The sequence below is a fragment of the Mesorhizobium loti genome, from assembly GCF_013170705.1.
In the GTDB taxonomy this organism is placed as follows: domain Bacteria; phylum Pseudomonadota; class Alphaproteobacteria; order Rhizobiales; family Rhizobiaceae; genus Mesorhizobium; species Mesorhizobium loti_D.
Window position 1 is genome coordinate 2,625,560 of record NZ_CP033334.1, and the last position, 25,375, is coordinate 2,650,934.

Annotated in this window: 22 protein-coding genes; 10 read left to right on the top strand and 12 right to left on the bottom strand. The window is 64.2% G+C overall.

What is annotated here, in order from left to right; translation table 11 throughout:
- The first annotated feature begins 8 nt into the window (after nucleotides 1-8).
- On the top strand, nucleotides 9-1,325 hold the full coding sequence (locus EB815_RS12855) for a M20 family metallopeptidase (RefSeq protein WP_056566005.1): 1,317 nt from the start codon (nucleotides 9-11) through the stop codon (nucleotides 1,323-1,325).
- Between the two features lie 22 nt (nucleotides 1,326-1,347).
- On the opposite strand, the gene EB815_RS12860 is transcribed toward EB815_RS12855, so the two are convergent.
- The 5 genes from EB815_RS12860 to EB815_RS12880 are packed head-to-tail and all read right to left on the bottom strand — an operon-like array spanning nucleotide 1,348 to nucleotide 5,969.
- On the bottom strand, nucleotides 1,348-2,382 hold the full coding sequence (locus EB815_RS12860) for a branched-chain amino acid ABC transporter permease (RefSeq protein ID WP_056566008.1): 1,035 nt from the start codon (nucleotides 2,380-2,382) through the stop codon (nucleotides 1,348-1,350).
- Complete coding sequence (locus EB815_RS12865; protein WP_056566011.1) at nucleotides 2,379-3,254, bottom strand: branched-chain amino acid ABC transporter permease; 876 nt, start codon at nucleotides 3,252-3,254, stop codon at nucleotides 2,379-2,381. The genes EB815_RS12860 and EB815_RS12865 overlap by 4 nt, the downstream gene beginning before the upstream one ends.
- Nucleotides 3,255-3,264: 10 nt before the next feature.
- Nucleotides 3,265-3,978 carry an ABC transporter ATP-binding protein gene (locus EB815_RS12870; RefSeq protein WP_056566014.1) on the bottom strand — a complete coding sequence of 238 codons (714 nt, stop codon included), beginning with the start codon at nucleotides 3,976-3,978 and terminating at the stop codon, nucleotides 3,265-3,267.
- Entirely contained in the window at nucleotides 3,975-4,712 is a 738-nt protein-coding gene (locus EB815_RS12875) for an ABC transporter ATP-binding protein (protein ID WP_056566016.1), read from the bottom strand. Before EB815_RS12875 ends, EB815_RS12870 begins: the two co-directional genes overlap by 4 nt.
- Nucleotides 4,713-4,715: 3 nt before the next feature.
- The gene (locus tag EB815_RS12880) at nucleotides 4,716-5,969 is read right to left on the bottom strand and encodes an ABC transporter substrate-binding protein (RefSeq protein WP_056566019.1); all 1,254 of its coding nucleotides are present in this window, start codon (nucleotides 5,967-5,969) and stop codon (nucleotides 4,716-4,718) included.
- A 191-nt stretch (nucleotides 5,970-6,160) separates the two neighbouring features.
- On the opposite strand from EB815_RS12880, the gene EB815_RS12885 reads away from it, so the two are divergent.
- On the top strand, nucleotides 6,161-6,979 hold the full coding sequence (locus EB815_RS12885) for an alpha/beta fold hydrolase (protein ID WP_056566022.1): 819 nt from the start codon (nucleotides 6,161-6,163) through the stop codon (nucleotides 6,977-6,979).
- Nucleotides 6,980-7,210: 231 nt separating this feature from the next.
- Entirely contained in the window at nucleotides 7,211-8,605 is a 1,395-nt protein-coding gene (locus EB815_RS12890; protein WP_056566025.1) for a multicopper oxidase family protein, read from the top strand.
- A 37-nt stretch (nucleotides 8,606-8,642) separates the two neighbouring features.
- On the opposite strand, the gene EB815_RS12895 is transcribed toward EB815_RS12890, so the two are convergent.
- The 3 genes from EB815_RS12895 to EB815_RS12905 all read right to left on the bottom strand — a co-directional run bounded on the left by EB815_RS12895 (nucleotide 8,643) and on the right by EB815_RS12905 (nucleotide 10,893).
- The gene (locus EB815_RS12895; protein WP_056566028.1) at nucleotides 8,643-8,930 is read right to left on the bottom strand and encodes a PTS sugar transporter subunit IIB; all 288 of its coding nucleotides are present in this window, start codon (nucleotides 8,928-8,930) and stop codon (nucleotides 8,643-8,645) included.
- Nucleotides 8,931-8,950: 20 nt separating this feature from the next.
- Entirely contained in the window at nucleotides 8,951-9,412 is a 462-nt protein-coding gene (locus EB815_RS12900) for a PTS sugar transporter subunit IIA (RefSeq protein ID WP_056566031.1), read from the bottom strand.
- A 74-nt stretch (nucleotides 9,413-9,486) separates the two neighbouring features.
- On the bottom strand, nucleotides 9,487-10,893 hold the full coding sequence (locus tag EB815_RS12905; RefSeq protein WP_056566034.1) for a PTS galactitol transporter subunit IIC: 1,407 nt from the start codon (nucleotides 10,891-10,893) through the stop codon (nucleotides 9,487-9,489).
- 339 nt (nucleotides 10,894-11,232) lie between these two features.
- On the opposite strand from EB815_RS12905, the gene EB815_RS12910 reads away from it, so the two are divergent.
- Nucleotides 11,233-12,549, top strand: coding sequence for an NAD(P)H-dependent oxidoreductase (locus EB815_RS12910; protein WP_056566036.1), 1,317 nt, complete (start codon nucleotides 11,233-11,235; stop codon nucleotides 12,547-12,549).
- Nucleotides 12,550-12,551: 2 nt separating this feature from the next.
- On the opposite strand, the gene proC is transcribed toward EB815_RS12910, so the two are convergent.
- From proC to EB815_RS12925, 3 genes are read right to left on the bottom strand one after another with little or no spacing between them, the layout of a single operon-like run.
- A complete protein-coding gene (proC, locus tag EB815_RS12915) occupies nucleotides 12,552-13,367 on the bottom strand; it encodes a pyrroline-5-carboxylate reductase (protein ID WP_056566040.1) in 816 nt (271 codons plus the stop codon).
- 60 nt (nucleotides 13,368-13,427) lie between these two features.
- A complete protein-coding gene (locus EB815_RS12920) occupies nucleotides 13,428-14,756 on the bottom strand; it encodes an O-antigen ligase family protein (RefSeq protein ID WP_056566042.1) in 1,329 nt (442 codons plus the stop codon).
- Nucleotides 14,725-15,723: a glycosyltransferase family 2 protein gene (locus EB815_RS12925; RefSeq protein WP_056566045.1), complete on the bottom strand. Its 999-nt coding sequence runs from the start codon at nucleotides 15,721-15,723 to the stop codon at nucleotides 14,725-14,727. The genes EB815_RS12920 and EB815_RS12925 overlap by 32 nt, the downstream gene beginning before the upstream one ends.
- A 171-nt stretch (nucleotides 15,724-15,894) precedes the next feature.
- On the opposite strand from EB815_RS12925, the gene EB815_RS12930 reads away from it, so the two are divergent.
- Genes EB815_RS12930 through EB815_RS12940 form a run of 3 tightly spaced genes read left to right on the top strand, consistent with a single transcriptional unit; the run spans nucleotide 15,895 to nucleotide 18,778 of the window.
- Nucleotides 15,895-17,067, top strand: a complete 1,173-nt coding sequence (locus EB815_RS12930) for a glycosyltransferase (protein WP_056566047.1) — start codon at nucleotides 15,895-15,897, stop codon at nucleotides 17,065-17,067.
- A complete protein-coding gene (locus EB815_RS12935; RefSeq protein ID WP_056566050.1) occupies nucleotides 17,064-17,858 on the top strand; it encodes a WecB/TagA/CpsF family glycosyltransferase in 795 nt (264 codons plus the stop codon). The genes EB815_RS12930 and EB815_RS12935 overlap by 4 nt, the downstream gene beginning before the upstream one ends.
- Nucleotides 17,855-18,778 (top strand): DUF6492 family protein, encoded by a 924-nt coding sequence (locus tag EB815_RS12940; RefSeq protein ID WP_056566053.1) that lies wholly within the window; start codon nucleotides 17,855-17,857, stop codon nucleotides 18,776-18,778. Before EB815_RS12935 ends, EB815_RS12940 begins: the two co-directional genes overlap by 4 nt.
- Before the next feature lie 12 nt (nucleotides 18,779-18,790).
- Here the strand turns inward: EB815_RS12940 and EB815_RS12945 are convergent, their stop codons facing one another.
- Nucleotides 18,791-20,086 (bottom strand): lipopolysaccharide biosynthesis protein, encoded by a 1,296-nt coding sequence (locus tag EB815_RS12945; RefSeq protein ID WP_056566057.1) that lies wholly within the window; start codon nucleotides 20,084-20,086, stop codon nucleotides 18,791-18,793.
- Nucleotides 20,087-20,285: 199 nt separating this feature from the next.
- Between EB815_RS12945 and EB815_RS12950 the strand changes: the two genes are divergently transcribed.
- From EB815_RS12950 to EB815_RS12960, 3 genes are all read left to right on the top strand, one after another.
- A complete protein-coding gene (locus EB815_RS12950) occupies nucleotides 20,286-22,877 on the top strand; it encodes a GumC family protein (protein WP_056566059.1) in 2,592 nt (863 codons plus the stop codon).
- Between the two features lie 183 nt (nucleotides 22,878-23,060).
- Nucleotides 23,061-23,960, top strand: a complete 900-nt coding sequence (gene folD, locus EB815_RS12955; RefSeq protein ID WP_056566063.1) for a bifunctional methylenetetrahydrofolate dehydrogenase/methenyltetrahydrofolate cyclohydrolase FolD — start codon at nucleotides 23,061-23,063, stop codon at nucleotides 23,958-23,960.
- Nucleotides 23,961-23,967: 7 nt separating this feature from the next.
- Nucleotides 23,968-24,987, top strand: a complete 1,020-nt coding sequence (locus EB815_RS12960) for a GlxA family transcriptional regulator (protein ID WP_171883288.1) — start codon at nucleotides 23,968-23,970, stop codon at nucleotides 24,985-24,987.
- Nucleotides 24,988-25,375 lie beyond the last annotated feature (388 nt).

A 25,375-nucleotide genomic window follows, 5' to 3' on the forward strand; every position in this document is an offset into this window, starting at 1 on the left:
GAACGACGATGCCCGACACCCAGACCATCATCGATGCCGTGCAGGCCGAGATCGAGGCCGACCGCGACTGGCTGATCGGGCTGACCCGCGACATGGTCCGCATACCCTCGGTCAATCCCAAATTCGAAGCCAACCCGGCGATCAACCGCGAGGCGGATGTCCAGGCGCTGCTCGAACCGATCCTCAAGCGGGATGGCTTCCGCACCGAACAATGGGATGCCTTGCCCGGCCGGCCCAATCTGGTTGGCGAGTGGGCTGGAAACGAAGACCGCAGCCTGATTCTGTGCGGGCATATCGATGTGGTTCCGGTGGGCGAGATGAAGGACTGGTCCGTTGACCCGTTCGGCGGCGAGATCACCAATGGCAGGCTCTATGGTCGCGGTGCGGTCGACATGAAGGGCGGCGTCGCGGCCTGCGTGGCCGCCGCGCATGCCATCAAAAAGGCTGGCATCACGCTGCAAGGCCGATTGGCGATCCATTCCGTCGTTGACGAGGAGGCCGGCGGCTTCGGCGCGATAGACGCGGTGAAGAAGGGCAAGCTCGCCAAGGCGGTGCTTGTCGCGGAGCCGACCTGGGGCGATGTCCTGCCGGTCGAGGGCGGTCTTGAATGGGCGCGGGTGACGATCCGTGGCCGTAACGCGCATTCGGCGCTGCGCTACAACGAGATCTATCCGCAGCGCCACGACAAGGACCGGCTGACGCCGGGCGTCAACGCGATCGAGATCGCGGCGCGCTTCATTGCGGCCGTCCGCCAGTATGAGCTGGACCGGACGCGGGCAAAGTCGCACCCGCTGCTGCCGCTCGGCATGAACACCATCAATATCGGCGTCGTGCATGGCGGCACGGGTCTTGGCGAGCATGGCTTGCCGACGGTGATGACCAACCCGGCCATCATCCCCGATGTCGCCGTGCTCGATCTCGACATGAAGTTCCTGCCGGACGAGAATTCGGCCGACTATCGCAGCGACTTCGAGGCGTTCGTCCATCATTTCGCCCAGACCGACGCCTGGCTGCGCGACAATCCGCCGACCATTCAGTGGGAGCTCGGCGGTCTTCATTTCCCGCCGATGAATACGCCCGTCGACCATCCGCTGGTGACGTCGCTGATGAAGCGCAAGGCCGCGGTCGGCAAGGCGCCGCAGGCACGCGGCTTCGTCGCCGTGTGCGATGCCGCGCACTATGCCGGCGCGGGTGTCGATGGCGTCATCTTCGGCCCGTCGGGCGACGGTTTCCATGGCGCCAACGAATATGTCGAGGTGGAATCGGTGGTCGAGACCGCCAAGGTGATTGCCGCTTCGGTGATCGACTGGTGCGGCGTGCGCTGAGCAGCGCTGCTGTTTCCGGCCGTCAGGCCGGGCGTTTGATCCGCCCGGCCACAGCGCCCCATGCGGCCTTGATCATGCCGGCCAGCCCGCTCGGATAGGCCAGCATCACACCGATGATCAGCACCGCCGTGATCATCGGGCGCCATGCCCCGAAATCGGCCATCCACTCGGCAAAGACGGTCAGCACGAAGGAGGCGATGATGGCGCCATAGATGGTGCTGGTGCCGCCCAGCAGCACCATCGACAGGATGATGGTCGCCAGACTCATGCCGAAGACGTCGATCGAGGCATTGCGCTGGTAAGCGGCATAGAAGGCGCCGGCAATGCCGGTGAAGAAGGCGCTGGCGGCCAGCGTCAGCATGCGCTGGCGCACGATCGAGATGCCGCGGCTGATGGCGTATTCCTCGTTGTCGCGCAACGCCACGATGCTGGCGCCGGCACGCGAGCGCACGAACACGCGCAGGAACAAAGTGCTTGCCACCAGCAGCGCCAGGGCGATGTAGAAATAGGCTGATTTGCCGTCGCGGACCATGTTGTGGTCGAACCAGTAGAGTCCTGGAATGCGCACGATGCCTTGCGTGCCGCCGGTGATGTCGGACTGGCTGAGGATCACCTGCATCACCAGTTGCGCGAAGCCGAAGGTCACCAGGATGATGTAGATGCCTTTCAGCCGCAGGATCGGGATGGTTACCAGGATCGCCGCCAGCGTGGCGATGATGCCGCTGGCGAACAGCGCGATCCAGGGGTCGAGCCCGGCCAGCTTGGTCAGCAGGCTGTAGGCATAGACGCCGATGCCGAACAGCGCCAGATGGCCGAAATTGAAGACGCCGCCATAGCCGAGGCTGAGGTCCCAGTTCGAGGCGACGATGGCATAGATGAAGGCCATGATCAGGATGTGGCGGGCATAGGTGTCGCCGAAGACCAGCGGCAGCAGCGCGAGAAGCGCGAAGCCGAGCACGAAGCCGACGGCCTCATGCTTCCACGGCGTGCGGCCCGGCGCGATCGGGGTTCCCGCTGCCGTGCGGATTGGTGCCATCGTCGAGGTCGTGTCGGTCATGCGAGGCCTCGCGAGCGGCTGGCGAAGATGCCCTCGGGGCGCACCATCAGGGTCAGGATAAGCACGCCGAACAGCAATGCCGGCGTCCAGTAGAGGCCGAAATAGTAGCTGCAGGCGGCCTCGAAGAAGCCGATCAGATAGGCGGCGAAGATTGGTCCCGATATGCTGGATATGCCGCCGAAGACGACGACGATCAGCGCCTTGAGCAGCGGGTCGCTGCCCATGACAGGCGACATGAAGCGATAGCCGCCCATGAAGATGCCGGCGAGCCCCGCCAGCGAAGCGGCGATGGCGAAGGCCAGTCCGTAGAGCGCGGTGACATTCAGCCCGACCAGATGGCTGGCATCCTCGTTCTGCGCCACGGCGCGCAGCGCCAGTCCGAGCCGTGTGCGGTTAAGGAACATCCATAGCGCCGCCAGGATCAACGGCGTGATGACGATGATGGCGATCTGGTGCAGCGACACGCCGACGCCGCCTATGGTGGCGTTGCCGTCGATCAGTGCCGGGATCTGCTTCGAACGCGGCCCCCAGATGGTCAAGGCGCCGTTCTCGATCAGCGAGCCGGCGGCAAGCGTGGTGATGACGACGACCAGCACGATGTTGGGCCGGCCGATCAGCGGCCGCACGACGCTCGCCTGCAGGATCCAGCCGACGCCGGCCATGACGACGACGGCGACCGGAAAGGCCACCGCCGCCGGCAGGCCGAGTTCAACCAGTTGCCAGGCGACATAGGCACCGAGCATCATGAACACGCCATGGCTGAAATTGAACACGCCGATCGTCGTCCAGACCAGGGCCAGACCGACCGCCATCATGGCGTAGAGCGAGCCCTGGAACAGGCCGCCGAACAGGATTTCCGCCAATGCGCTCATGTTCGAAATCCTAATGGCCAAAATACATCGACATGATCTCGCCGTGGTCGAGGCTTTCGCCCGGCTTGATCTCGGTCGCCACCGCGCCATGATTGACGAGGTAGAGTTGCTGCGTCAGCTCGAGCAGGAATTCGATGTCCTGCTCGACGACGATCAGCGGCACGCCGCCGCGCGAAATGTCCATGACGGAAGCGCAGAGCTCGTCCTTGATCTTGGGTGCGAGGCCCAGCGTCGGCTCGTCGAGGATCAGCAGGCGCGGGTGGCTCATCAGCGCCGTGCCGATCGACACCATCTGGCGCTCGCCGCCCGACAGCGTGCGCACGCGCTGGCGCCAGCGTTCGGCCAGTTTGGGGAACAGCTTGACCACCTTCTCGCGGTTCTCCGCCTCATGCGGGCGGGCGCGCGACGAATAGGCGCCCAGCGCCATGCAGTCGGCGATGGAGAGGTCGGGAAACAGCCGGTTGCCTTGCGGCACATGGATCAGCCCGGTGCCGACGATGGCGCGGGCGCTACGGCCGGCGATGTCCTGCCCGTCGAACAGGATGCGGCCGCTTTTCGGCTGCAGCAGCCCGGAGATGGCGCGCAGCAGCGTCGTCTTGCCATGGCCGTTGGGCCCGAACAGGCCGACATTGCCGAAGCGGCCTGCCTCCAGCGAAATGTCGTGCAGCACGGTGACGCGGCCATAGCCTGCGGTCACGCCCTCGACGGTGAGAATGGGATTCACGCCACCGCCCTCCTGGTTCCGAGATAGGCTTCGATGACGCGCTGGTCGGCGATCACGCTCCCCGGTTCGCCGGCGGCGAGCACGCGGCCGTTGTTGAGCACCAGCAGGTGTTGCGACAGGCTCATCAGGAAGGTCAGCACATGCTCGATCAGGAGGATGGTGATCCCGCGTTCGGCGGTGCGGCGGATCAGGCCGATCGATGTCTCGATCTCGGGCTTGGTCAGGCTCGACGCCGGCTCGTCGAGCAACAGCATGCGCGGCTGCATGGCGATCGCGGTCGCAAGCATCAGGCATTTGCGCTCGAAGACGGACAGTTCGCCCGCCAGCCTCCCGAACGACGAGGACCCCAGTCCGACGAACTCCAGCGCTTCGGCGGCGGCTTCGCGGGCGGCCGCGGCCGCCTTTTCCTGCTTGCCGTAGCTTGCGCCGATCAAGGCGTTCTCGAAAACGGTCAGCCCGTCGAAGGAGGTCTCGCGCTGAAAGGTGCGGGCGAGGCCGAGGCGCGCGATGGCGTGCCCTGGTTTGCCGTTGATGGCGGTCCCGTCGAAGCGGATGCGGCCCCGGTCAGGTCCGAACGGGATGCCGGTGATGATGTTGAACAGCGTGCTCTTGCCGCTGCCGTTCGGGCCGGCGATGCCGAAAATCTCGCCGGCCTCGACCTTGAACGACACGCCATCGACGGCCTTCAGCGAACCGAAGGCCTTCGACACGTCGTCCAGTTCAAGCAGGGCCATGCCTCACTGCATCCAGGGCTGCGGCTTGAAGGCGCCGGTTGCGTATTTCTCCGGCGAGATCAGTGTGCGCTGGCCGTCCCAGATCTGGAAGAAGGTGATTGGGATATAGTCGTCGCCCTGCGTGGCAAGGTGGGTTGCGGGATCGAATTTCAACCGGCCCTCGGCGACCTGCTTGTCGGTCTCCGACAGCGCTTTCATGATCGCGGCGTGGTCCGATGCGCCACCGACCTTCTTGACCGCGTCGAAATAGACATTGGTCATTTCGTAGAGGCCGACGCCATAGGTCCCGCTCTCGACACCGTATTTCGCCTTGAACTTGGCCGCCACCTCGTCGGCGCGCGGGTTCTTCGGCGTCGTCAGCGCTCCGCCCAGGAGATTGTAGATGACACCGTTCGACTTCTTGCCGGTCAGTTCGACGAATTCCGGAACGCTCGGCGCATATTGCAGGAAGACCAGGCTCTTGGTCGGCTGCTCGAGGAACTGGTTCAGGAAGGATGCCGAATTGCCCGGCAGATAGTCGGTGTTGATGACGACGTCCGGGACATTCTCGCGCACCTTGGCGAGGATCGAGCGCCAGTCGGTCACTTCGCCGAACGGAACGATCTCGTCGACCGTGATGGTCCAGCCCTTCTCCTTGAAGGTCTTCTTCATGCCTTCGGAGATGGTCTTGGAGTAGGCGTTGTCCGAGGAGATGATGGCGACCTTCTTGGTCGGCAAGGTGATCTTGCCGTCGGCCGCGAGCTTCTCGACGAACAGGGTGACGTCGGTGTTGTAGGCGTCGAAGGATGGCGTCAGCGACCAGCAGCACATGTATTTGTCAGGGTTCGGCGCGATGATGTCCTTGGTCTGCTGCGAGGTGGCCGCGAGCATGTAGGGCATCTCTGCCTCGGCCATGTTGTCGATCTCGAAATTCGTCAAGCTGGCGTAACCGGTGAGCATGAACTGCACGCCGGGATCGCCGAGCAGGCGTTCGACCGCGCTGGTGACATTGCCGGCTGATTGATCCTTGACGTCGCCGACCACCAGTTCGAACGTGTTGCCGGCAACGCCGCCGGCCGCGTTTGCCTCGTCGATCGCCATCTGCACGCCGCGCTGGAATTCCTGGCCGTCCGCCGCGGCGGGCCCGGTGATGGGTGCGAGCAGGCCTATCTTGACGACGTCGGCGAAAGCGGGCGCGCTCGCCGTGGCAAACACGCCGATCAGCGCGCTGCTCATCAGCATATGGCGGATTCTGTTGCCTGCGGATTTGGATTTCATCGTGCGGTTCCCTGTTTTCCTCCCGTTCATCGGGAGTTGGATAATTGACAATCTACGCATAATTGTTCTTATTTGAAAAGGATTTTTCAACGCAACCTGACCGGGAAGACGGTTCCCGCAAAAGGTATGGAAGCTGTGGCGCTTTGCTGCGCATCTGCACTAAAACAAGGCAATTCCAGACGGAGCGGACCATGACGATCTCTCAGAAGACCCTTGAAACCAGCCACGGCAAGATCGCCGTTCGCGAGACCGGTGGCAAAGGCACCGCCGTGTTGCTGATCCACGGCAACTCCTCTTCCGGAGCTGTTTTCCGCAACCAGCTCGAGAGCCCTCTGGGCGAGCGCTACCACATCATCGCCCCCGATCTGCCGGGCCACGGGGCATCGGGTGATGCGATCGATCCGGACCGGTCCTACAGCATGGAGGGTTATGCCGATGCGATGACCGAAGTGCTGGGGCTGCTCGGTATCGGCAAGGCCATCGTCTTCGGCTGGTCGCTTGGCGGCCATATCGGATTGGAGATGATCGATCGCTTTCCCGGCCTGCTCGGGCTGATGATTACCGGCACCCCGCCCGTGGCGCCCTCGGAGGTCGGCAACGGCTTCAAGCCGAGCCCGCACATGCACCTTGCCGGGCAGGAAAGTTTCACTCCCGCCGATGTCGAGGCCTATGCGCGCAGCACCTGCGGTGAGCCGTTCGAACCATTTCTCCTCGACACTGTCGCACGCACAGACGGTCGCGCACGGCGCCTGATGTTCGAGAAATTCGCGGCCGGCACCGGCCGCAACCAGCGCGAGATCGTCGCCGGCAAGACGCCGCCGATCGCCGTTCTGAATGGCATCGACGAACCGTTCGTCAACACCGATTTCGTCGCGGCCGTGAAGATTTCCAACCTGTGGGAAGGCAAGGCGCATCTGCTCGACAATTCGGGCCATGCGCCGTTCTGGGATTCGCCCGACCGCTTCGATCCAATCTTCGCCCGCTTCCTGGCGAGCGTCGACAAGGGGTAACTTCGCGGGACGGCCTTCGCGACCGACAGCTGTCGGCAGGCAGAATACTGCGAGGCAATGGCTCCGATCTTGCCGGTGCCTTCAATAGGCGCATGCACGTAAAACCGTCTTCGGTTGCGAAGGCATGGCGCAAACAATCGCCAATATGCAAAGTATCGGCATTGCGCCAGTGGCTCGCCTGTGGTCGAAGGCGGCACTGGATGCCCGGCACCTCAGCAGTTGGACCGTTAAATGACCGTATTCACACGCCGCGGGCTTCTGAAAACGGCAGCGGTTGCTGGCGCCGGTGGGGTCGGACTCTCGGCCATCGGCAGGTTTGGCAGCTGGGCCGCGGCCAGTCCTGAACCGGTGGTGCTGCAGACGGCGAAAATCCAGGCCAGCCTGATGGACGTCGGCCCGACCAACAATGTGCTGACCTATGGCAGCGCCGGAATGCCGCCGGTACTGAGGATGAAGAAGGGCGAACCCTTCGCCGCTCGCCTGGTCAACGCCATCGACGATCCGACGACAATCCATTGGCACGGCATTCGCCTGCCGAACAAGATGGATGGCGTGCCCTTCCTGGTGCAGCCCTATGTCTATACCGGCGATCATTTCGACTACGCCTTCGCCCCGCCCGATGCCGGCACATTCTGGTATCACCCGCATTGCAACACGCTGGAGCAGATGGGCCACGGCCTGACCGGCGTGATCGTGGTCGAGAATCCGAACGACCCGAAATTCGACGCCGAATTCGTCCTCAATCTGCGCGATTGGCGTCTTGGCGACGACGGCCAGTTCATCGACCAGTTCCGGCCGCGCGATGCCGCCAGGACCGGCACCTACGGCACGGTGCGCACCGCCAACTGGCTCGATCAGCCGCAATATGACGCGCCGGCTGGCGGGCTCGTGCGTCTGCGGGTGGCGATATCAGATGTTACCCGCATCTACGCCTTTCGGGTCGACGGCGCCGAGGCGATCGTGATGGCGCTCGACGGCAATCCGGTGCCGCGGCGTTTTTCGCCCGATGCCTTGCTGCTGGGGCCGGGCCAGCGCATGGAGCTAGCCATCCGCATGCCGGATGATGAGGGCGCGGTCGTCAGCCTGCGAGACGTCAGGGGCACCAAGCCCAAGGTGCTCGCCACCTTGCGCGCGGTCGGCCGCTCGCTGAAGCGCGCCATTGGTGATGTTGCGCCGCTGGAGGTCAATCCGGTGGCTGAGGTGGACCTCACCGCCGCCCAGCATATTTCGCTGGCGCTCAGCGCCACGGCCGAAAACATCCCGAGCGATAGCATATGCGGTTCGCTCGGCTATGGTTTCTGGGCCATCAACAAGGTGCCGTGGCCGGGCGATACGCCGGACCCGACCGCGCCCCTGGCCGAACTGAAGCTCGGCAAGAGCTATGTCATCGACATGGAGAACCTGACGCCGCAGTCGCATCCGATGCATCTGCACGGCATGAGCTTCAAGGTGCTGTCGTCCTCGACACGGCAAGTGCAGCCGCTGATTTCCGACACCTATCTCATCCAGCCCAACGAGAAGGTTCAGCTCGGCTTTGTCGCCGACAATCCGGGCGACTGGCTGCTGCACTGCCACATCATCGAGCACCAGAAATCGGGCATGACGAGCTACGTCAGGGTGGCCTGACGCCGCGCGCCGTTGCCGGAGCCGCGTCGTCGGTGATCTACTTGCGCAGTTGCGCCTCGATCTCGTCGAGCACCTTGTCCTTGCCGATGCCGGTGAGGAAGGCGAGGCCCTTGATGACCGGCTTGGTCACCGAAGCCGAGATCGGGGTGGTGGCGACAATGAAGTCGACGCTGTCGGCCAGCCCCGGCACTTCGGTGGCTTTCGCCTGTTGCGCGTTGAAGGTCAGGCCGCGCTTCTTCATGGCCTCGGTGACCGCGACATTGACCGCCGTCGATGTCGCGATGCCCGTGCCGCAGGCAAAGAGAATAGTTTTTTGTCTGGACATCTCTTGCTTCTCCCTGGTTATCAGCCGAGCACGGCACGTACGTCGTCAAGCGTCCTGGCGGACCTCAAGCCGTCCAATGCCTCTGGATTCTGGATGGTGGCCATGACGGACTGCAGCGCTTCAATCTGCTTGTCCTTGTCATTGATGGCAAGCAGGAAGACAAAGCCGACCGGCAGCTTCTCGTCGGGATCTTCCATGTTGGCGAACGTCACCGGCTTTCTCAGCGTGCCCATCGCGATGCCGGGCTTCAGTACATGTTCGGGATCGGTATGCGGCACCGCGACATTGTCGGCGCGCTCCAGCGGCAGCCCCGTCGGGATGGTCATTTCGCGGCGCACGACCGCATCGGCATAGGAGCTTTTGACATAGCCAAGGCTCTCGAGCCGTTCGGCCAGGACGCGGATGATCTCCTCGTTGGTCGAGGCATCCGATCCGAGCACGATCGCTTCGGGATCCAGAAGCTGCATGAGGCTGTCGAACATGTTCTGCTCCGTCTATAAAAGTCGTGCGCCCGAGGAGGGCGCACGACGGTTTCAAGTTCAAGGCGCGATGGCGCTTAAGCGGTGCCTTCGGCCGGCTCGTCCTCGGCGCCCGCTGCCCGTTCCCAGCCGAGCGGGTTGCGGCGGTAGAGGATGAACAGCGCGGCGATGACGACGGCGATCAGAATGATGCCGACCAGCCCAAGCCCCTGGATCGCCTCGATGATCACGTAGGGAACCCACAGGAAGCCGTCGACCACCGAGGTGATCTGCAGCGCATCCGCCGGCAGCTTGAAGCCCGATGCGACGGCCGCACTGGTGAACAGCGGCGCCAGCGCGTTGGCGACATAGAAGCCGATGGCCAGCGTCACCGTGCCGATCACCACCATGCGGAACACATTGCCTTTGACCAGAGGCGCGGTCATGGCGACGATGAACGGGATGACCGCGAGGTCGGCGAACAGGATGACGCGGTTGCCCGGCAGGATCACCGACAGGATGATCGCGATCGGCACCAGGATCAGCGACGACGAGATCGCGGCCGGATGGCCGATCAGGATCGCCGAATCGAGGCCGACGAGCAGCTCGCGGTCGCCAGTGCGCTTGCGCACGAACTCCTGCGCCGCGTCGGAAACCGGAAGCAGGCCTTCCATCAGGATCTTCACCATGCGCGGCAGGAGCAGCATGACAGCCGCCAGTGTCATGCCGGTGCCCAGCACTTTGGCCAGCACCGTGCCGAGATCGCCCGCATTGTAGAAGGCGATGGCGCCGAGCACGAGGCCGATGATCAGGCCGAGCACGACCGGTTCCCCGAACACGCCGAAGCGGCGCTCGATGGTCTCGGTGTTGATGTTGATGCGGTTGATGCCGGGAATGCGGTCCATGATCCAGTTCAGGATGATGGCGATCGGCAGGATCTGCGCCGAGGCGAGATGCGGCACCGAAATGCCGGGCACGCCATAGAATTGCTGCACCGCGCGCGCCGACCAGTCGGCGAACAGCAGCGACAGCGCTGCGACCAGGGCCGCGATCGCGATGCCGTAGGCCAGATTGTTGGTGGCGGCGACGACGAGCGAGCCGACGAAGGCGAAGTGCCAGAAATTCCAGACGTCGACATTGAGCGTGCGCGTCATGCGCGTCAGCAACAGCACGATATTGACCAGGATGCCGACCGGAATGACCCACAGGCCGACCGACGAGCCGAAGGCGATCGCCGCCGCCGAGGGCCAGCCGACATCGATGATGTCGCGATGGATGCCGGTGTTGGTGACGATGGCCTTGGCGACGTCGCCGATCGACGTGAACATCAGCCCAAGCACAAGGTTGATACCGATGAAGGCGACGCCGATGGTGACGGCGGCACGGAAGGCCTTGCTGACCTTGGCCCCCAAGACCACGGCTATGATGAAAATGACGATCGGCAGCAGGATTGTCGCACCGAGCGTGTCGATGGCCCCCTTCAGGCCAGCGAGAACTGTATCCATTCTTCCTCCCCTGGAGCCCGAGCCTACGCCTCGCAATGCTCCTTGATCTCAGCCACGCCTTTGCCGCCAGCTTGGCGCAAAGGCACTCCCCAAATTGCCTCGCGGCGAACGCCCGTCGACCCATCGGTCCGATGAACATTTGCCTTTGTCAGCAAACGAATGTTTTATTTAGACTGTTCACAACAATGTCAATTGGCAACCCTTTGGGCCAATCGGTCGGGTGAGGGCGCCTTTTTCGGGCATTTTGGGCTGGGAATCGCGGCTTGCGAGCGGTTTCGTTGGCACACGGGACCAGTCCCTGCTAATGCGGCCGCAAATCAAGAAGCTGTGGACATCTGCATGACCAATGTCGCCTTGACCGGCCTTGCCCGCGATCTCGCCCAGCGTGCCGCCGAGGGCCGCCCGGTGCGCATCGGCGTCATCGGTTCGGGCGAAATGGGTACCGATCTGGTCACGCAAGGCATGCTGATGCCGGGCATTTCGGTCTGCGCCGTCTCCACGCGGCGTCCGCACACCGCGCGCGAGGCCATTCGCATCGCCTATGGCGATGAAGCGATGGCGGTCGAAGCCGACTCCGCGTCGAAAGTCACCGGCGCCATCGAGAGTGGCAGGATCGCCATCACGTCCAACGAGATGCTGGTCACCAATCCGCTCATCGACGTCGTCATCGACGCCACCGGCAAGCCGGGCGTCGCCGCCGATTTCGACCTGATGGCGATGGAGCATGGCAAGCATCTGGTGATGATGAATGTCGAGGCCGACGTCACCATCGGCTGTTACCTCAAGCAGCAGGCCGACCGGCTTGGCGTGGTCTATTCGGTCGGCGCCGGCGACGAGCCGTCGAGTTGCATGGAACTGATCGAGTTTGCTTCCGCGCTCGGCCTGACCATCATCTCGGCCGGCAAGGGCAAGAACAACCCGCTCAATCGTGACGCCGTGCCCGACGACTATCGCGAGGAAGCGATCCGCCGCAACATGAACCCGCGCATGCTGGTCGAGTTCGTCGACGGTTCCAAGACCATGGTCGAGATGTGCGCAATCGCCAACGCCACCGGCCTGGTGCCCGATGTGCCGGGCATGCATGGCCCGAAAGCCGACCGCGACGATCTCGTCAAGGTGCTGATCCCGCGCGAGGACGGCGGGCTGCTCACGAAAAAGGGCGTCGTCGACTATACCATCGGCAAGGGCGTCGCGCCCGGCGTCTTCGTCATCGTCGAGGCGACCCATCCGCGCATCATCGAGCGCATGGACGATTTGCATATCGGCCACGGTCCCTATTACAGCCTGTTCAGGCCCTATCATCTGACGTCACTGGAAGTGCCGCTGACCGCCGCCCGCATCATGCTTTTCGGCAAGCCCGACATGGTGCCGTTGCCAAGGCCCGTCGCCGAAGTCTGCGCCGTCGCCAAGCGGGATTTGGCCGCCGGCGAGATTTTCGATGCGATCGGCGAGACCTGCTATCGCTCCTGGACGATGACGGTCGAGGATGCTCGTGCCCAGCGCGCCCTGCCGGTCGGCCTGCTCGAGGGTGGCAGGGTGCTGAAGCCGGTCAGGAAAGGCGAACTGCTGACCGCCGACAACGCCGTGCCCGACCCGACGACAAGGCTGTTCGCCTTGCGCCGGCTGCAGGACGAGATGCTGTACGGGGCGACCTGAGTTTACTTCCCCAACTCGATTGACCGCAGCCGCGCCGCCTCAACCGCTTCGGTGAGCAGATTGGTTAGCCGGTCGTCGCCCATCAGCACGCCAAGGGCGGCCGCCGTCGTGCCGTTCGGGCTGGTCACCTGCTGGCGCAGCACGCCTGGCTCCTCCTGGCTTTCGGCGGCAAGCGAGGCAGCGCCATAGACTGTCTGCATCGCGAGCAGCTTGGCGGTTGCCGGCGGCAGGCCCGCCTTCTCCGCGGCCACCGTAAGCGCTTCGATGAAGTGGAAGATATAGGCCGGCCCCGATCCCGACACGGCGGTCACGGCATCCATCAGGCCCTCGTCGTCGATGGTCGCGACTTCGCCGCTGGCCGACAGCAGGTCGGCGACGAAACGCTTGGTGTCGTCGGAAACCAGTTGATTGGAGAACACCACCATCATGCCCTTGCCGATCGAAGCAGGCGTGTTGGGCATGCAGCGCACGATCGGCGCGCGGTTTCCCAGGATTCCTTCGAAGGTCGCCACTGGCGTGCCGGCGGCGATGCTGACGAACGTGGTGCGCCCGTCGCCAAGGCGCTTGTAGTCGGCGGTGACGTCGCGGATCACTTGCGGCTTCACCGCGATGACGACCAGATCAGGCACTGCGTCGGCTGGAAGAGCGCCGGCATCTCCAGCCGTGCCGCAACCGAGTGCGGCGGCGCGTTGGCGAAGATCGGCGTTGGGTTCGACGACGAAAACCGCCGACGGCGCAAGCTTGCCGGATTTCAGCCAGCCCGCGAGCATGGCGTAACCCATATTGCCGCAGCCGGCGAGAACAAGCCTGATCGTCATCTGAAAGCCCTCCGAGGAAAGGCCTCACATAAACGTTCGCGCCGCGTCCGGAAAGCCCTGTCAGACTGGGCGGGCAGGCTTGCGCACCGCGATCGGACGCAGCGACACTTGCCTCAGGCCAAGCACGCCAAGCACGAAGAACAGCCAGACCGGATCGCCGCGATGGAAAAAGAAGCTTTCCAGGAAGGCGTTCAGCGCGGTGAACAGCACCACCATCATGAAGAAGTCGCCGAGATAGATGTTTTCCTTGCGCAGCGGAATGCGCATGTAGTCACGCAGCGGCGCGATGAGAAAGGTGTAGACCGCCACGCAAAGCGCCGGAACGCCCATCAGCACGGCGATGTCGAGATAGCCGTCATGGCCGTGCACAATCGTTCTGATGTCCCAGGGACGATCGAAGGGCTGATCTTGGTTGAGCAGCAGCGGCGTGCCCCAGAAGCTCTCATAGCCGTAGCCGGTCCACGGCTTCTTCGCCAGCATCGAGCCGGCGAACTCCCACAGCGTCGTGCGGCCGGTATAGGTCATGTCGGGGAAATAGATCGCCGCCAGATGTTTCACCGGCGGCAGGAAGACAATGCCCAGCGTGCCGACCGCCGTCGCGATGATCGCCAGCGCAAACAGGATCGGCGTACCGAGCCGCATGCCCATCAGGCTCGGCAGCACCACGATCAGGATCGAGAACGGCACCAGCCCGGCGGTCGTCTTGGAGCCGGTGTGCAGCATGAAGATCATCGCAGCGCAGAAGATGCCCGCGCCCCACCAGCGCTGTCCGCGCCGGTAGAGGTAAAGGCCGGCGAAACTGAAGCAGGCCATGATCGGGCCGGCGATGTTCTTGTGGGTGAAAACGCCGCGCCACAGGCCGGCATGTTCCGGCTCCTGCGAGTCGGCCGTGTGCAGCGCTTCATGCGGAAAGACGATCAGGCCGAGATAGGAAAGGCCCATGACCACGACGGCGGTGAAGATGATGACTTTGGAGAAGGATTCGGCATCACGCGGCAGCGCCAGGATCGTTGCCATGGTCAGGATGCCGATCATGGTGAAGGAAGCCGCGCGCATGGCCGAGGGCGGGTCGGTCGCCAGCACCACCGACAGGAAGAAGAAACCCAGCATCAGTATCCAGGACGGGCTGAGCAGCGAGCGCACGATGCGGGGATCGGCGAAAGCCATCAACGAGAAGATCGAAATGGCGCCGAGCGAACCAAAGCCGAGCTGGTTGACGATGTCGCCGCCCTCGCCGGTGAGTTCGGCGCCGGCCGGCTGGAACGGCCGGAAGGATACCATGATGACGGTGAACAGGAGCGCGGCGACCGCGGTCGCGACGCCGTCGCGCGTGAACGCGTCGCTGAGCGGGGCGCGCTCAGTTTTTCTCGGGCTGGCGATACTGCTCATTGGCATATCCAAATTCGGCCAGCACGCGGCCGAGCGCCACATGGATGGGGTAGACGGCGATCGCCGGCGATCCGGTCCGCGCCAGCCGGATCAGGCCGCGAAACGGCGAAGCGGCAAGCAGTGCCAGGCTCTTCGCGAATACCTTGACGCCGGCCAGCGGCGTGCCGGCGCGCTTCTTCTTCTCGACCAATGTCGAGATCACGCCGTTGCGCAGGCTGCGGGCCCGGATCCAGTCGGCTTCGATACGCCGTGCCGGAACGGTTTCGCGCACCTTTGCCTCGGCGCACCAGCCGAGCACGAAGCCCCTTTGGGCCGATCGGCTGAGGAAGTCGGAATCGCCGCCGCCCATGAAGTTGAACCTGAGATCGAGGAAGGGCGGCCCCATGGCGATCAGCACGTTGCGACCGACCAGGAGATTGCCCGACGAATAGAGCGCCGCCACGCGTCCCGTCTCCCGGTAAGGTGGCGCGAAGACAGGATGTTCGGCCCATTTCGCGTGGGCGGGGTCGGCGAAGACAGGCACCTGCGGGCCGCCGACAATATCGGCGCCGAGCGTCTCGGCGGCCAGGCACATGCGTTCCAGCCAATGCGGATCGGCGATCTCGTCATCGTCTATGACCAGCAGGTGCCTGAAGTTCGGGAAGTGCAGGATCGCCGTCTGCCAGCCCGCATTGTAGGCACTGCAATTGCCGCGCTCATGCGCGATGATGACCATGCCCGGTATCTCGCCGCTCTCGAACAGCGGCAGCACCGCCTTGGCGCCGTCACGCGCCTCGGCTTCATTCTCCATGACGATGACCGCAAAGCGCCTGCCGGTCCGCTGGGCGCGGAGCGAAGCCAGCGTCTCCAGCACCTGTTCGGGCCGCTTGAAGGTCGGCAAGGTGACCACCGCTTCGACAGCCTCCACGTCAAGCCGGGGAGACCGTCCAGCGATCGATACCGAACCATCCGATGGCAAAGGGATCATCCGTGTCCAGCCACATGGTGAGTCGCGTTCTGGTAGCACCACGGTGATAAGGTTTCGTTAATCACCTTGCATGGAGAAGCCCGTCGGGCAGGGGCTTTCGGGCGTCGATTGTGCTCGCTTAATCAAGGGTTCACCGCGTTTTGCTACCGGCTACACCACAGGATAGGTGAGATGCATCTGCTGTTCGTCACATCGATCGTGCCCGACGGTGCTCTCGCCTCGGGCTACGAGATCGCCAATGCCGCGATCATCGCCGCCTTGCGGCGGGCTGGCGCGCGCGTCACGGTCATCGGCTTCATTTGGCCCGGGAAAGCCGCTTCCGATCCTGAAAACACCGTGGTGCTGGGTGCGGTCGACGTTCGCACGGAAAGCGCCTCGGCACTGAAAAAGCTCAGCTGGGTCGGCAAGGCGATGCTGTCAGGCCTGACCTTCTCATCGGTCAAGTTGCGCGCGGTGTCCGACCGCGATGTTCGGGCCGCCATCGAACGGGCCGGTCCGTTCGATGGCTATGTGCTGAACTCCGTGCAGTTCGCCGGTGCCTTCGAAAAGCTTCTGGAAGACCGGCCTTCGCTCTTCGTCGCCCACAATGTCGAGCATCTCTCGGCGCGGGAGAATGCGGCCGCCGCCGGCGGCCTTTTCCAGCGCCTGCTGTTTCGCCGCGAGGCAAGGCTGCTCAAGATCGTCGAAGAGCGTCTCTGCCGCCGCGCGCGCTTCGTCTTCACGCTGGCCGAGGAAGACCGCGCTGCACTCGGCGTCGCCACCGATAACCGCTCGGCGGTGCTGCCGCTGGTGACCGGCGCCAGCGCGCCCGCGCTGAAAGGCCCGCGCCGGATCGAGTGCGACGCCGCCTTGATCGGCACCTGGACCTGGCAGCCGAACCGCATCGGCCTCGACTGGTTCCTGGCCAAGGTGGTGCCGCATCTGCGGCCGGATTTCCGCATCCGCATCGCCGGCCACATGCCTTCCGGTGTGACCTCGGTGCATCCTGGTGTCGAGTTTGTCGGCCGTGTCCCGGATGCAAGGGCGTTCGTAAGCGGCGCGGCTGTCATCCCGCTGATCAGCACCGCCGGCAGCGGCGTACAACTGAAGACCATCGAAACCTTCGAACTCGGTCTGCCGTCGGTCGCCACCGGCCGCTCGCTGCGCGGCATCGACCATCGTCCCGACAATTGCGTCGTCACCGACGATCCAGTCGCTTTCGCCAGGTCGCTGGAGGCTGCCGCGGCCGACATCCGGGACGTCGACGGCAGCGCATTCCATCGCCGGCAGGTCAAGGCGCTCGATACCGCCATCCAACTCGGCCTGGAAAAGCTGGGGGCAGTCAGGCGGGAGGTGTTTGCATGAACATGCACACCGCCCGCGCCGCATTCGGCCTCGACAGCCTGAAGACGGTCCTCGGCATTTCGGTGCTCGCCATCCGCTGGGACGATGCGATCGCCCTGCTGAACCGGCTGATCGCCGAGCGGCGCTTCACCAAGGTCAGTTTCCTCAACGCCCACAATGCCAATATCGCCTATACCGACCCGGTCTTCGCCGAGGCGCTCGATGATTTCCTCATCCTGCCGGACGGCATTGGCGTCGATCTCGCCGCCAAGCTTCTCTATGGCTCGCCGTTTCCGGACAATCTCAACGGCACCGATTTCGTGCCAGCCTTCCTGCAGGCCTCGACGCGGCCGCTGACCGTCGGGCTGCTCGGCGCGACGCGTGTCAATGCCGAGGCGGCGTCGGTCAAGCTGGCCGCCCTTGCCGTGCAGCACAATTTCGTGGTCGTTCATGACGGCTATTTCTCCGCTGAGCAGGAACCGGAGATCATCGGCCGGATCGCGGCGCTGCGGCCCGACATGCTGTTGGTCGCCATGGGCGTGCCAAGACAGGAACTGTGGATAGCGCGTCATATCGACGAGCGCCATTGCACCATGCCGGTCGCTGTCGGTGCGCTGCTCGATTTCCTCAGCGGCTCGGTGCCGCGCGCGCCGCTGTGGATGCGCCGCCTGCGCCTGGAATGGCTGTTCCGGCTGGCGGTCGAGCCGGGCCGCCTCTGGCGCCGCTATGTGGTCGGCAATCCGGTGTTCTTGTGGCGGGTCATCAAGCAGAGATGGTCGCGCGGAGCCGAGACGGCGGGAGAATTCCGTTGAACAAACGGTTCGTTCCAGACGCCCTTGCCGGCCCGGGCCTGTTGCCGAAAACGCCGACGGCGGCGGTGGTGACGGCAAGCTATGCGCCGGATTTCGAACGCTGCCGCCTGTTGTGCGAGACCCTCGACCGGCATGTCTCGGGTGCCGCGCACCATTACATCCTGGTCGAGCGTCGCGATGTCGCGCTTTTCCGCCAGCTGGAAACAAGCCGGCGCACTATCGTCGATGAGCGCGACCTGCTGCCGCGCTGGCTGCGCGCTTTGGACGACCCGCTCAGCCTGTTCCGCCGGCGTGTCTGGCTCAGCCTGAAGACGCAGCCGCTGCGCGGCTGGCACGTGCAGCAACTGCGCCGTATCGCCATTTCGGCCCATGCTAGTGAAGACGTATTGGTCTTCTGCGATTCCGACGTCGCTTTCCTCAAGCCTTTCCACTGTGCCGCCTTCTGGCGCGACGGCAAGGCGCGCCTGTTTCGCCGCGACGGCGTGCTGGCGGATGAGGGTCATGACGAGCATCGCATCTGGTCACGCAATGCGGGTTCGGCACTTGGCATCGACCCGTCCCGCATATCGGCCCACGATTACATCTCGACCCTGATTGCCTGGCGTCGCGACGCCGTGATTGCCATGTGCGGTCAGATCGAGAAGGTCCATGGCCGCGACTGGGTCGAGGTCGTCGGCTCGGCGCGCAGATTCTCCGAATGCATGATCTATGGCCGCTATGTCGACGATCTGCTGGACGGCGCCGGCCACTTCCACGGTTCGGAAGAATTCTGCCGCGTCCACTGGACGGGCGAAGCGTTGTCGGACGACGAGTTCCGCCGCTTCGTTGCCGGCATGGCGCCGGATCAGGTGGCGATCGGCATGCAATCCTTCATCGGCACCGATATCGGCCGCATCCGCCGCCTGATCGGGCTCGATTAGCCTCACCCGAATTCAGATTGCCTTCGCCGGTTTGCGCATTGCCGAATAGGTCAGCAGCATCGACGCGAGATAGAGCAACAGGAAGACGACATTGAGCGACAGCACCAGCTTCGACGTATCGGAGATGGTGGTCAGCACATAGGTCAAAAGCAGCGCCTTCAGTGCGGCGAGCAGGCCCAGATTGAGCGCCCGTACCAGCGTCTGGCCGCGCGCGAAGAGGAGTTCGGCCTGGTATTCGACCAGATTGCGCAGCCCCGGAACGCAGATCGCCAGCGCCACCAGCGGCGCGGCCTCGGAGACATTCCTGCCAAGCGCGTTGGGGAAGAAGTGCAGCACGATGCCAAGCACCAGCAGCGCCAGCGTCGAAACGAGGAAGACGCCCCCTTCGATGCCGCTCTTGACCGTCAGCCGCGACAACAGGTCCGGCGCGCGCATCATGCGCTGCACCAGCATCATGGAGAAGGTGCGGATCGGGATCGCGGTCAGGTCGACCAGCCGCATGATGATGGCATAGATACCGGCCAGATGCGGGCCGCCGATCGCCAGCACCAGCAGCTTGTCGAATTCCGATTGCAGATAAAACAGCACTTCGGCGCCGGCGACATAGATGGAATCGGCAAGCCGCCGCAGATAAAGCGCGATGCGCAGCCGCAGTCTTTGGCGCGGATAGAACCAGCCGAAGGCCAGTAGCAGCGAGGCGGTATTGGCGCCGATATAGAACCACGACCACGCCCAGATGCTGTGCTGCGCCGAGATCATGAACAGCACCGCGCCAAGCGCCCGCAGCGCCGTCGCCAGGATTGCCAGCACGGCGGCACGGCCGAACTTGCCCAGCCCGTTGTTGACGATCAGGGCCACCTCCACCGGCCGCCACAACAGCGCTTCGGCGAACACGATCGCCGAGAACACCGACAGAGGCACGGTGCCGGCGAAGAAGATCAGGTAGACGCCGAACGAGGCCGCGGCCAGCAGCGGCAGCGAGACGATGCCGAGCAGCAGGAAGCCGGCGGTGAAGGTGCCGATCAGGTTGGGGCGGATGGTGGCGGTGCGATAGAGCGCCGAGATGAAACCGAAGGCCAGGATCCGCGACAGCATCACGCCGGCCGCCGAAGCGGTGGCGAACATGCCGAACTCGGAGATCGACAAGGTGTTGGCGAGCGCGATGAAATAGGCCAGCGAAAACACCAGTCGCCCGCCGGCGCCGCTGATCGCCGAGAAATAGTCGCGGACCAGCCCCCGTCGCTCGGCCACGAAAGTGCCGATCCGGGCGAGAGCACGCCTTTGCGGTATGCCGCGAGCTTCGGTCATGTACCGGGAAGCCATAGGCGGGAAAGCTTAACGTGCCGTTCTGAGGCCCGAATGCCCGGAAAATCCGGCACTTGAGGTTATGAAAAGCTTGCACGCGGGCCTGCCGAAATTAACCTTTTGTTTCCTATGCTTGTTTAGCGTGGCTTAACGAATAGCCGACCGCCGCTGCCAAGTGGCCAAAGGGTAAAGCTCCAAGACAATGGTCGACAGGGAAAACCGTGAAGACTGGAGGCGCGAGCGTTCATTGCTGGCGCTCGGCCAGGCCATGCGCGGTGAGGACGACGCGTCCCTGGTCTCGATAGGGGATCGGGCGGACCCGTCATGGCGCGAAGATGCCGCCACGCGCCATCGCCTTGCCCGTTCACGGCGTGAGGCGCGGACGAACCCAACGCCATCCGCGGCCGCCGTCGAAGTTGAGCCGTTCCGGCCGGACGAGCAGCCGGAAGCGGCCGCACAGGACGATGCCTGGCGCTCGCGGGAGGACGCCGGCAGCGGCGATCTGCCGCCGGCCGTGCAGGGCGCACGGATGGCACCTGAAAAACCTTCCGGCAGCGCTCGATCTTATGACACATCCGTATCCCGCCGATCTGGCGAAACGGATGGCTCTTTCGGCGATCGTGGGGACGACCAGCATTGGAAACCGCTGATCGATCCGATGCAGGTGGTGCGCGGCATTGCCAGGTCAAAGCTGCTGATCATCACGACCACGCTGATCGGTGCCGGCCTCGGTATAGCGATCGCGTTGTCGACGCCGAAGAAATATGAAGCCACCGCCGAACTGATCGTCGATCCGCGCGACCTCAAGCTCACCGATCGCGACCTCACCCAGAATGTCGTCGCCTCCGACGCCACCCTTGCCATTGTCGAGAACCAGGTCAGGGTGCTGACCTCGGGCACCGTTCTCAACAAGGTCGTCGACAAGCTCAATCTGACCAACGATCCGGAGTTCAATGGCCAGGGTGCCGGCGGGCTCGGCATCAGGTCTCTCATTCGCTCGGTTCTGTCGCGCCAGGATGGCGCGAGCGGTGCCGACGAGGTTCGCCGGCGTGCGCTTGCCGTCGGCAATCTGGCCGAAAGCCTTTCGGTCGAGCGTGGCGGCAAGACCTTCGTCATCACCGTCAGCGCGACCACGCAGAATGGCGAGAAATCGGCTCTCATCGCCAACACGATGACGGATGTGTTTCTGCAGACATTCGGCCAGATCCAGTCCGATACGGCCGGCCGCGCGACCGACGAACTGACGGCAAGGCTCGATGAACTGCGCAAGGGCGTCGAGGCGGCCGAGCGCAAGGTCGAGGATTTCAGGGCTTCGCATGACCTCGTTGACGCACAGGGTCATCTGATCAGCGACGACGAGATGCTGAAGCTCAACGAGCAGCTGTCCATCGCCCGCGCCCGCACGCTGGAGCTCAATGCAAGGGCGGCTTCAGCGCGCTCGATCGACGTCAATTCGGTTCTTTCCGGCACCTTGCCGGAGGAGATCAACTCCAACTCGATGAGCGACCTGCGCTCGCAATATGCGACGCTCAAGCAGGAGGCCGACCGCGCCGCCATCCGGCTCGGCCCGCGTCATCCCGAACTCCAGGCGCTCAACGCGCAGATCGCCGGCGCGCGCGACCGCATCGCCGGTGAATTGCGCCGCATCGCTTCCTCGCTGCAGGTCGACCTGAAACGGGCCGTCCAGCTCGAACAGGATCTCTCTTCCCGCCTTGCCCAGCTCAAGGTGCGCAGCGGCGACGTCAACAATGACCTGGTGTCGATGCGTGAACTGGAGCGCGAGGCCAGCGCCAAGCGCTCCGTCTATGAACAGTATCTTCTGCGCGCCAAGGAGACCGGCGAGCAGAAGGACATCAACACCGCCAATATGAACGTCATCTCCAAGGCTTTCGCGCCGCTTGAAGCGAAAGGCCCGTCGCGGGCCCTGATGGCGCTTGCCGGCCTGGTCCTGGGTTTTGCCTCTGGAATTGGTCTCGGCGCGATGCGCGGCGCCTATGAAAGCCTGCGCGAGACCGCGACATCGCGGTCGCGCCGCGACCGCAAGCCGCCTCTCGAGGACCAGGCATTGCGGACGGCACCGCCGCCCGCACCGCCAATGCCGGCAGCGCCGGTGCCCCCAGCGCCGCCACCGCCGGCACCTGCATCGCCACCGCCTGCATCACCACCGCCCTTGGCACAGGCCGGAGCCGCTCCCGTCGAAAGGCCCGGCCGTATCGGTGCGTTCATGGCGAAGCTGCGCGATGCCGTGTCCCGCAAGCCCTCCGCGGAGGTGGATGATGCCAGCGAGTTCGCCGCCTTTGGTGAGAACGCGCGGCCGGCGGATGCTGCCATGCCTTCCGGCTTCCAAAACCCGGATGCCGCTTTCATGCCCCGGCCAGGGATATCGGACTATGCGCGGCCGCCTTTCCCGTCAGGCTTCGATGCCGCCTATTCCCAGCCGATGGGGCCGCCGTCGCGGTCGCCGATAATGCCGCTGCACCCGCTCTATCCGCCGCCGCCCTATCCCCATGCACAGCAGGCCGGCTATCCGCAAATGCAGCCGTGGCAGGCGCAGTCGCCGGCCAGCAATCCCTACGCCCAGGCCATGGCGCCCTATGCCGGGCAAATGCCGCATCCATCGCAGCCCGTTCAGCCGCAGCCACCGGCCTATCCGGCTCAGCCACCGGTGGAGGCTCCGCAGGCCGAGGAAAGCACAGAGCACGCGCCGATCGAGGAAATCCGCGCCAGCCTGCGCGAATTTCGCGAGGCGGTCCGCGAACTCACCGAGAGCCGCGCCCGCCGCCGCTACTTCTGAGCCACAAAGATACGTCGTCGAGGCCGAACAAAAGCGGCTCGGTTTCGCGTAAACGGCATCGGACGGCGTTTTGGCGGGATTGCGTGGTGGGATTTTCGTGACAATGCCGCGCTGCATGTTGCCGGCGCCGCTGCGTTGTGTTCCCGAAAGCGGCGTTGGACGAAACAGTGTTGAGGATGGTTCATGGCCGAAGTGATTGACGGAAAAAGCGTCGCCGAGGATGTGGTGCGGACGGTCAAGACCCTGACTGCCGAACTGGTCGCCAAGGGAAAGGCCAAGCCCGGTCTGGCCGTGGTCATCGTCGGCGAGGATCCGGCGAGCCAGGTCTATGTCGCCTCCAAATCCCGCACTGCCAAGGAATGCGGCTTTCATTCGCTGCAGCACACGCTGCCGGCCGAGACCTCTGAGCAGGCGCTGCTCAAGATCATCGCCGAGCTCAACGCCGATCCGGCCATCAACGGGATCCTGGTTCAGCTGCCGGTGCCTGCCCATATCGACGCAGGCAAGATCATCCAGGCCATCGCGCCTCAGAAGGATGTTGACGGGTTCCATTTCATCAATGTCGGCAAGCTCGGCACCGGCGAACTCGACACGGCCTTTGTTCCCTGCACGCCCGCCGGCTCGATGCTTCTGATCGAGCGCGTGCGCGGCAAGGATCTGTCAGGCCTCAACGCCGTCGTCGTTGGCCGCTCCAACATCGTCGGCAAGCCGATGGCCAATCTGCTGCTTGCCGCCAACTGCACCGTCACCATCGCCCACAGCCGCACGAAGGATCTGCCGGCCCTTGCTCGCACGGCCGACATTCTTGTCGCCGCCGTCGGCCGGCCGGAAATGATCAAGGGGGATTGGGTGAAGCCCGGCGCCACCGTCATCGATGTCGGCATCAACCGCATTCCCGCGCCCGAGAAAGGCGAGGGCAAGTCGCGTCTGGTCGGCGACGTCGCCTATGCGGAGGCGGCCAGGGAGGCTGGCGCCATCACCCCTGTGCCCGGCGGTGTCGGGCCGATGACCATTGCCATGCTGATGGCCAATACGTTAGCTTCCGCATACCTTGCGGCCGGATTGAAACGGCCCTCCTTCTGAGCCCGGGTTGAACCTGAAAGCCGCAGCTTTGCCGAACCCCTCTGTTTCCCAGGAACGGCCGGTCACGAGTGATCCCGTTCAAGGTGGCCGGCAGTTCGCCTTTCTGCTGGTCGATAAGTTCTCCATGTTCTCGCTGGCCGCCGCGATAGACACGTTCCGTTCGGCGAACCGTCTGCTCGGCCGCGATTTCTATGGCTGGACCACAGTGTCGGCCGACGGCGATCCGGTGATGGCCTCAAATGGCCTGCCGCTCAAGATCGACTACGGCGTCGCCGACCTGCCGCCGGTCGATATCCTCTTCGTCTCGGTTGGCCTGACGACGGAATTTCCAGGTAAGAGCAAGGTGCTGGCGGCCCTGCGCAGCTGGGGCCGGCGCGGCAACGCGCTCGGCGCGCTGTCGGTTGGTTCCTACCTGCTGGCGGAGGCCGGACAGCTCGACGGCTACAGATGCACCATCCATTGGGAGAACCGCGCCGGCTTCATGGAGCGCTTCCCCGACATCAACTGCACTGGCAATGTCTTCGAGATCGACCGCAAGCGCTACACCTGCGCCGGCGGCACCACCTCGATCGACCTGATGCTGGAGATCGTGCGTGGCGATTTCGGCTCGAACCTCGCCAATGGCGTCGCCAACCAGTTCCAGCACGAGCGCATCCGCTCGGCCGGCGACCGCCAGCGCGTCGGTCCGGAGCGCGACCTGACCGGCAAGTCGGAGAAGTTGAGGCGGATCGTCGAACTGATGGCCGACCATCTCGATGAACCCTTGTCAGCGGTGCAACTCGCCAAGTCGGCGGGTCTATCGGTGCGCCAGGTGGAACGTCTTTTCCTGCGCCACCTCAATGTCACGCCCGGCCGCTATTATATGCGGTTGCGGCTGGAGCGGGCGCGCGAATTGCTGCGCCAGACCAACATGCCGATCCTCGACGTGGCGATCGCCACCGGCTTCACCTCGCATTCCTATTTTGCCCAGAGCTACCGGCTGCAGTTTGGCCGTCCGCCTTCCGAAGAGCGCCGCACCACCTACTGAGCCGCCTGGAGGCAGCCCCGACTCCCAACCTTTCGCCGGGTTGACAGGCGAGACCGCCACGCCATTGGCCCAGATAGGCAAGGCGCAGCAGTTGAATCCGGAAACCCGCGCCATCATCGCCAACAGGGCGCTCATCCTGTTTAATGCCGGTCGCATCGACGACGCCGTGATGATCCTGCAGCAACTGGCCAAGGCCGAGCCGAATCTGCGCTCCGCGCCCTCTAGAGATTGCGGTCTGATGTCCGATACCGCGCCATCGTCGAGCACGAAAGTTTCAGGCCGGCTCCGCCGGTTGGCGCCTGAGCAACATGGCCGCGTCCGGTCTTGTGTCGCGACGCGCGCTCAAATAGTTTTGGGCCGCAGGCGGGGCGGCTACTCAGGAGATTTT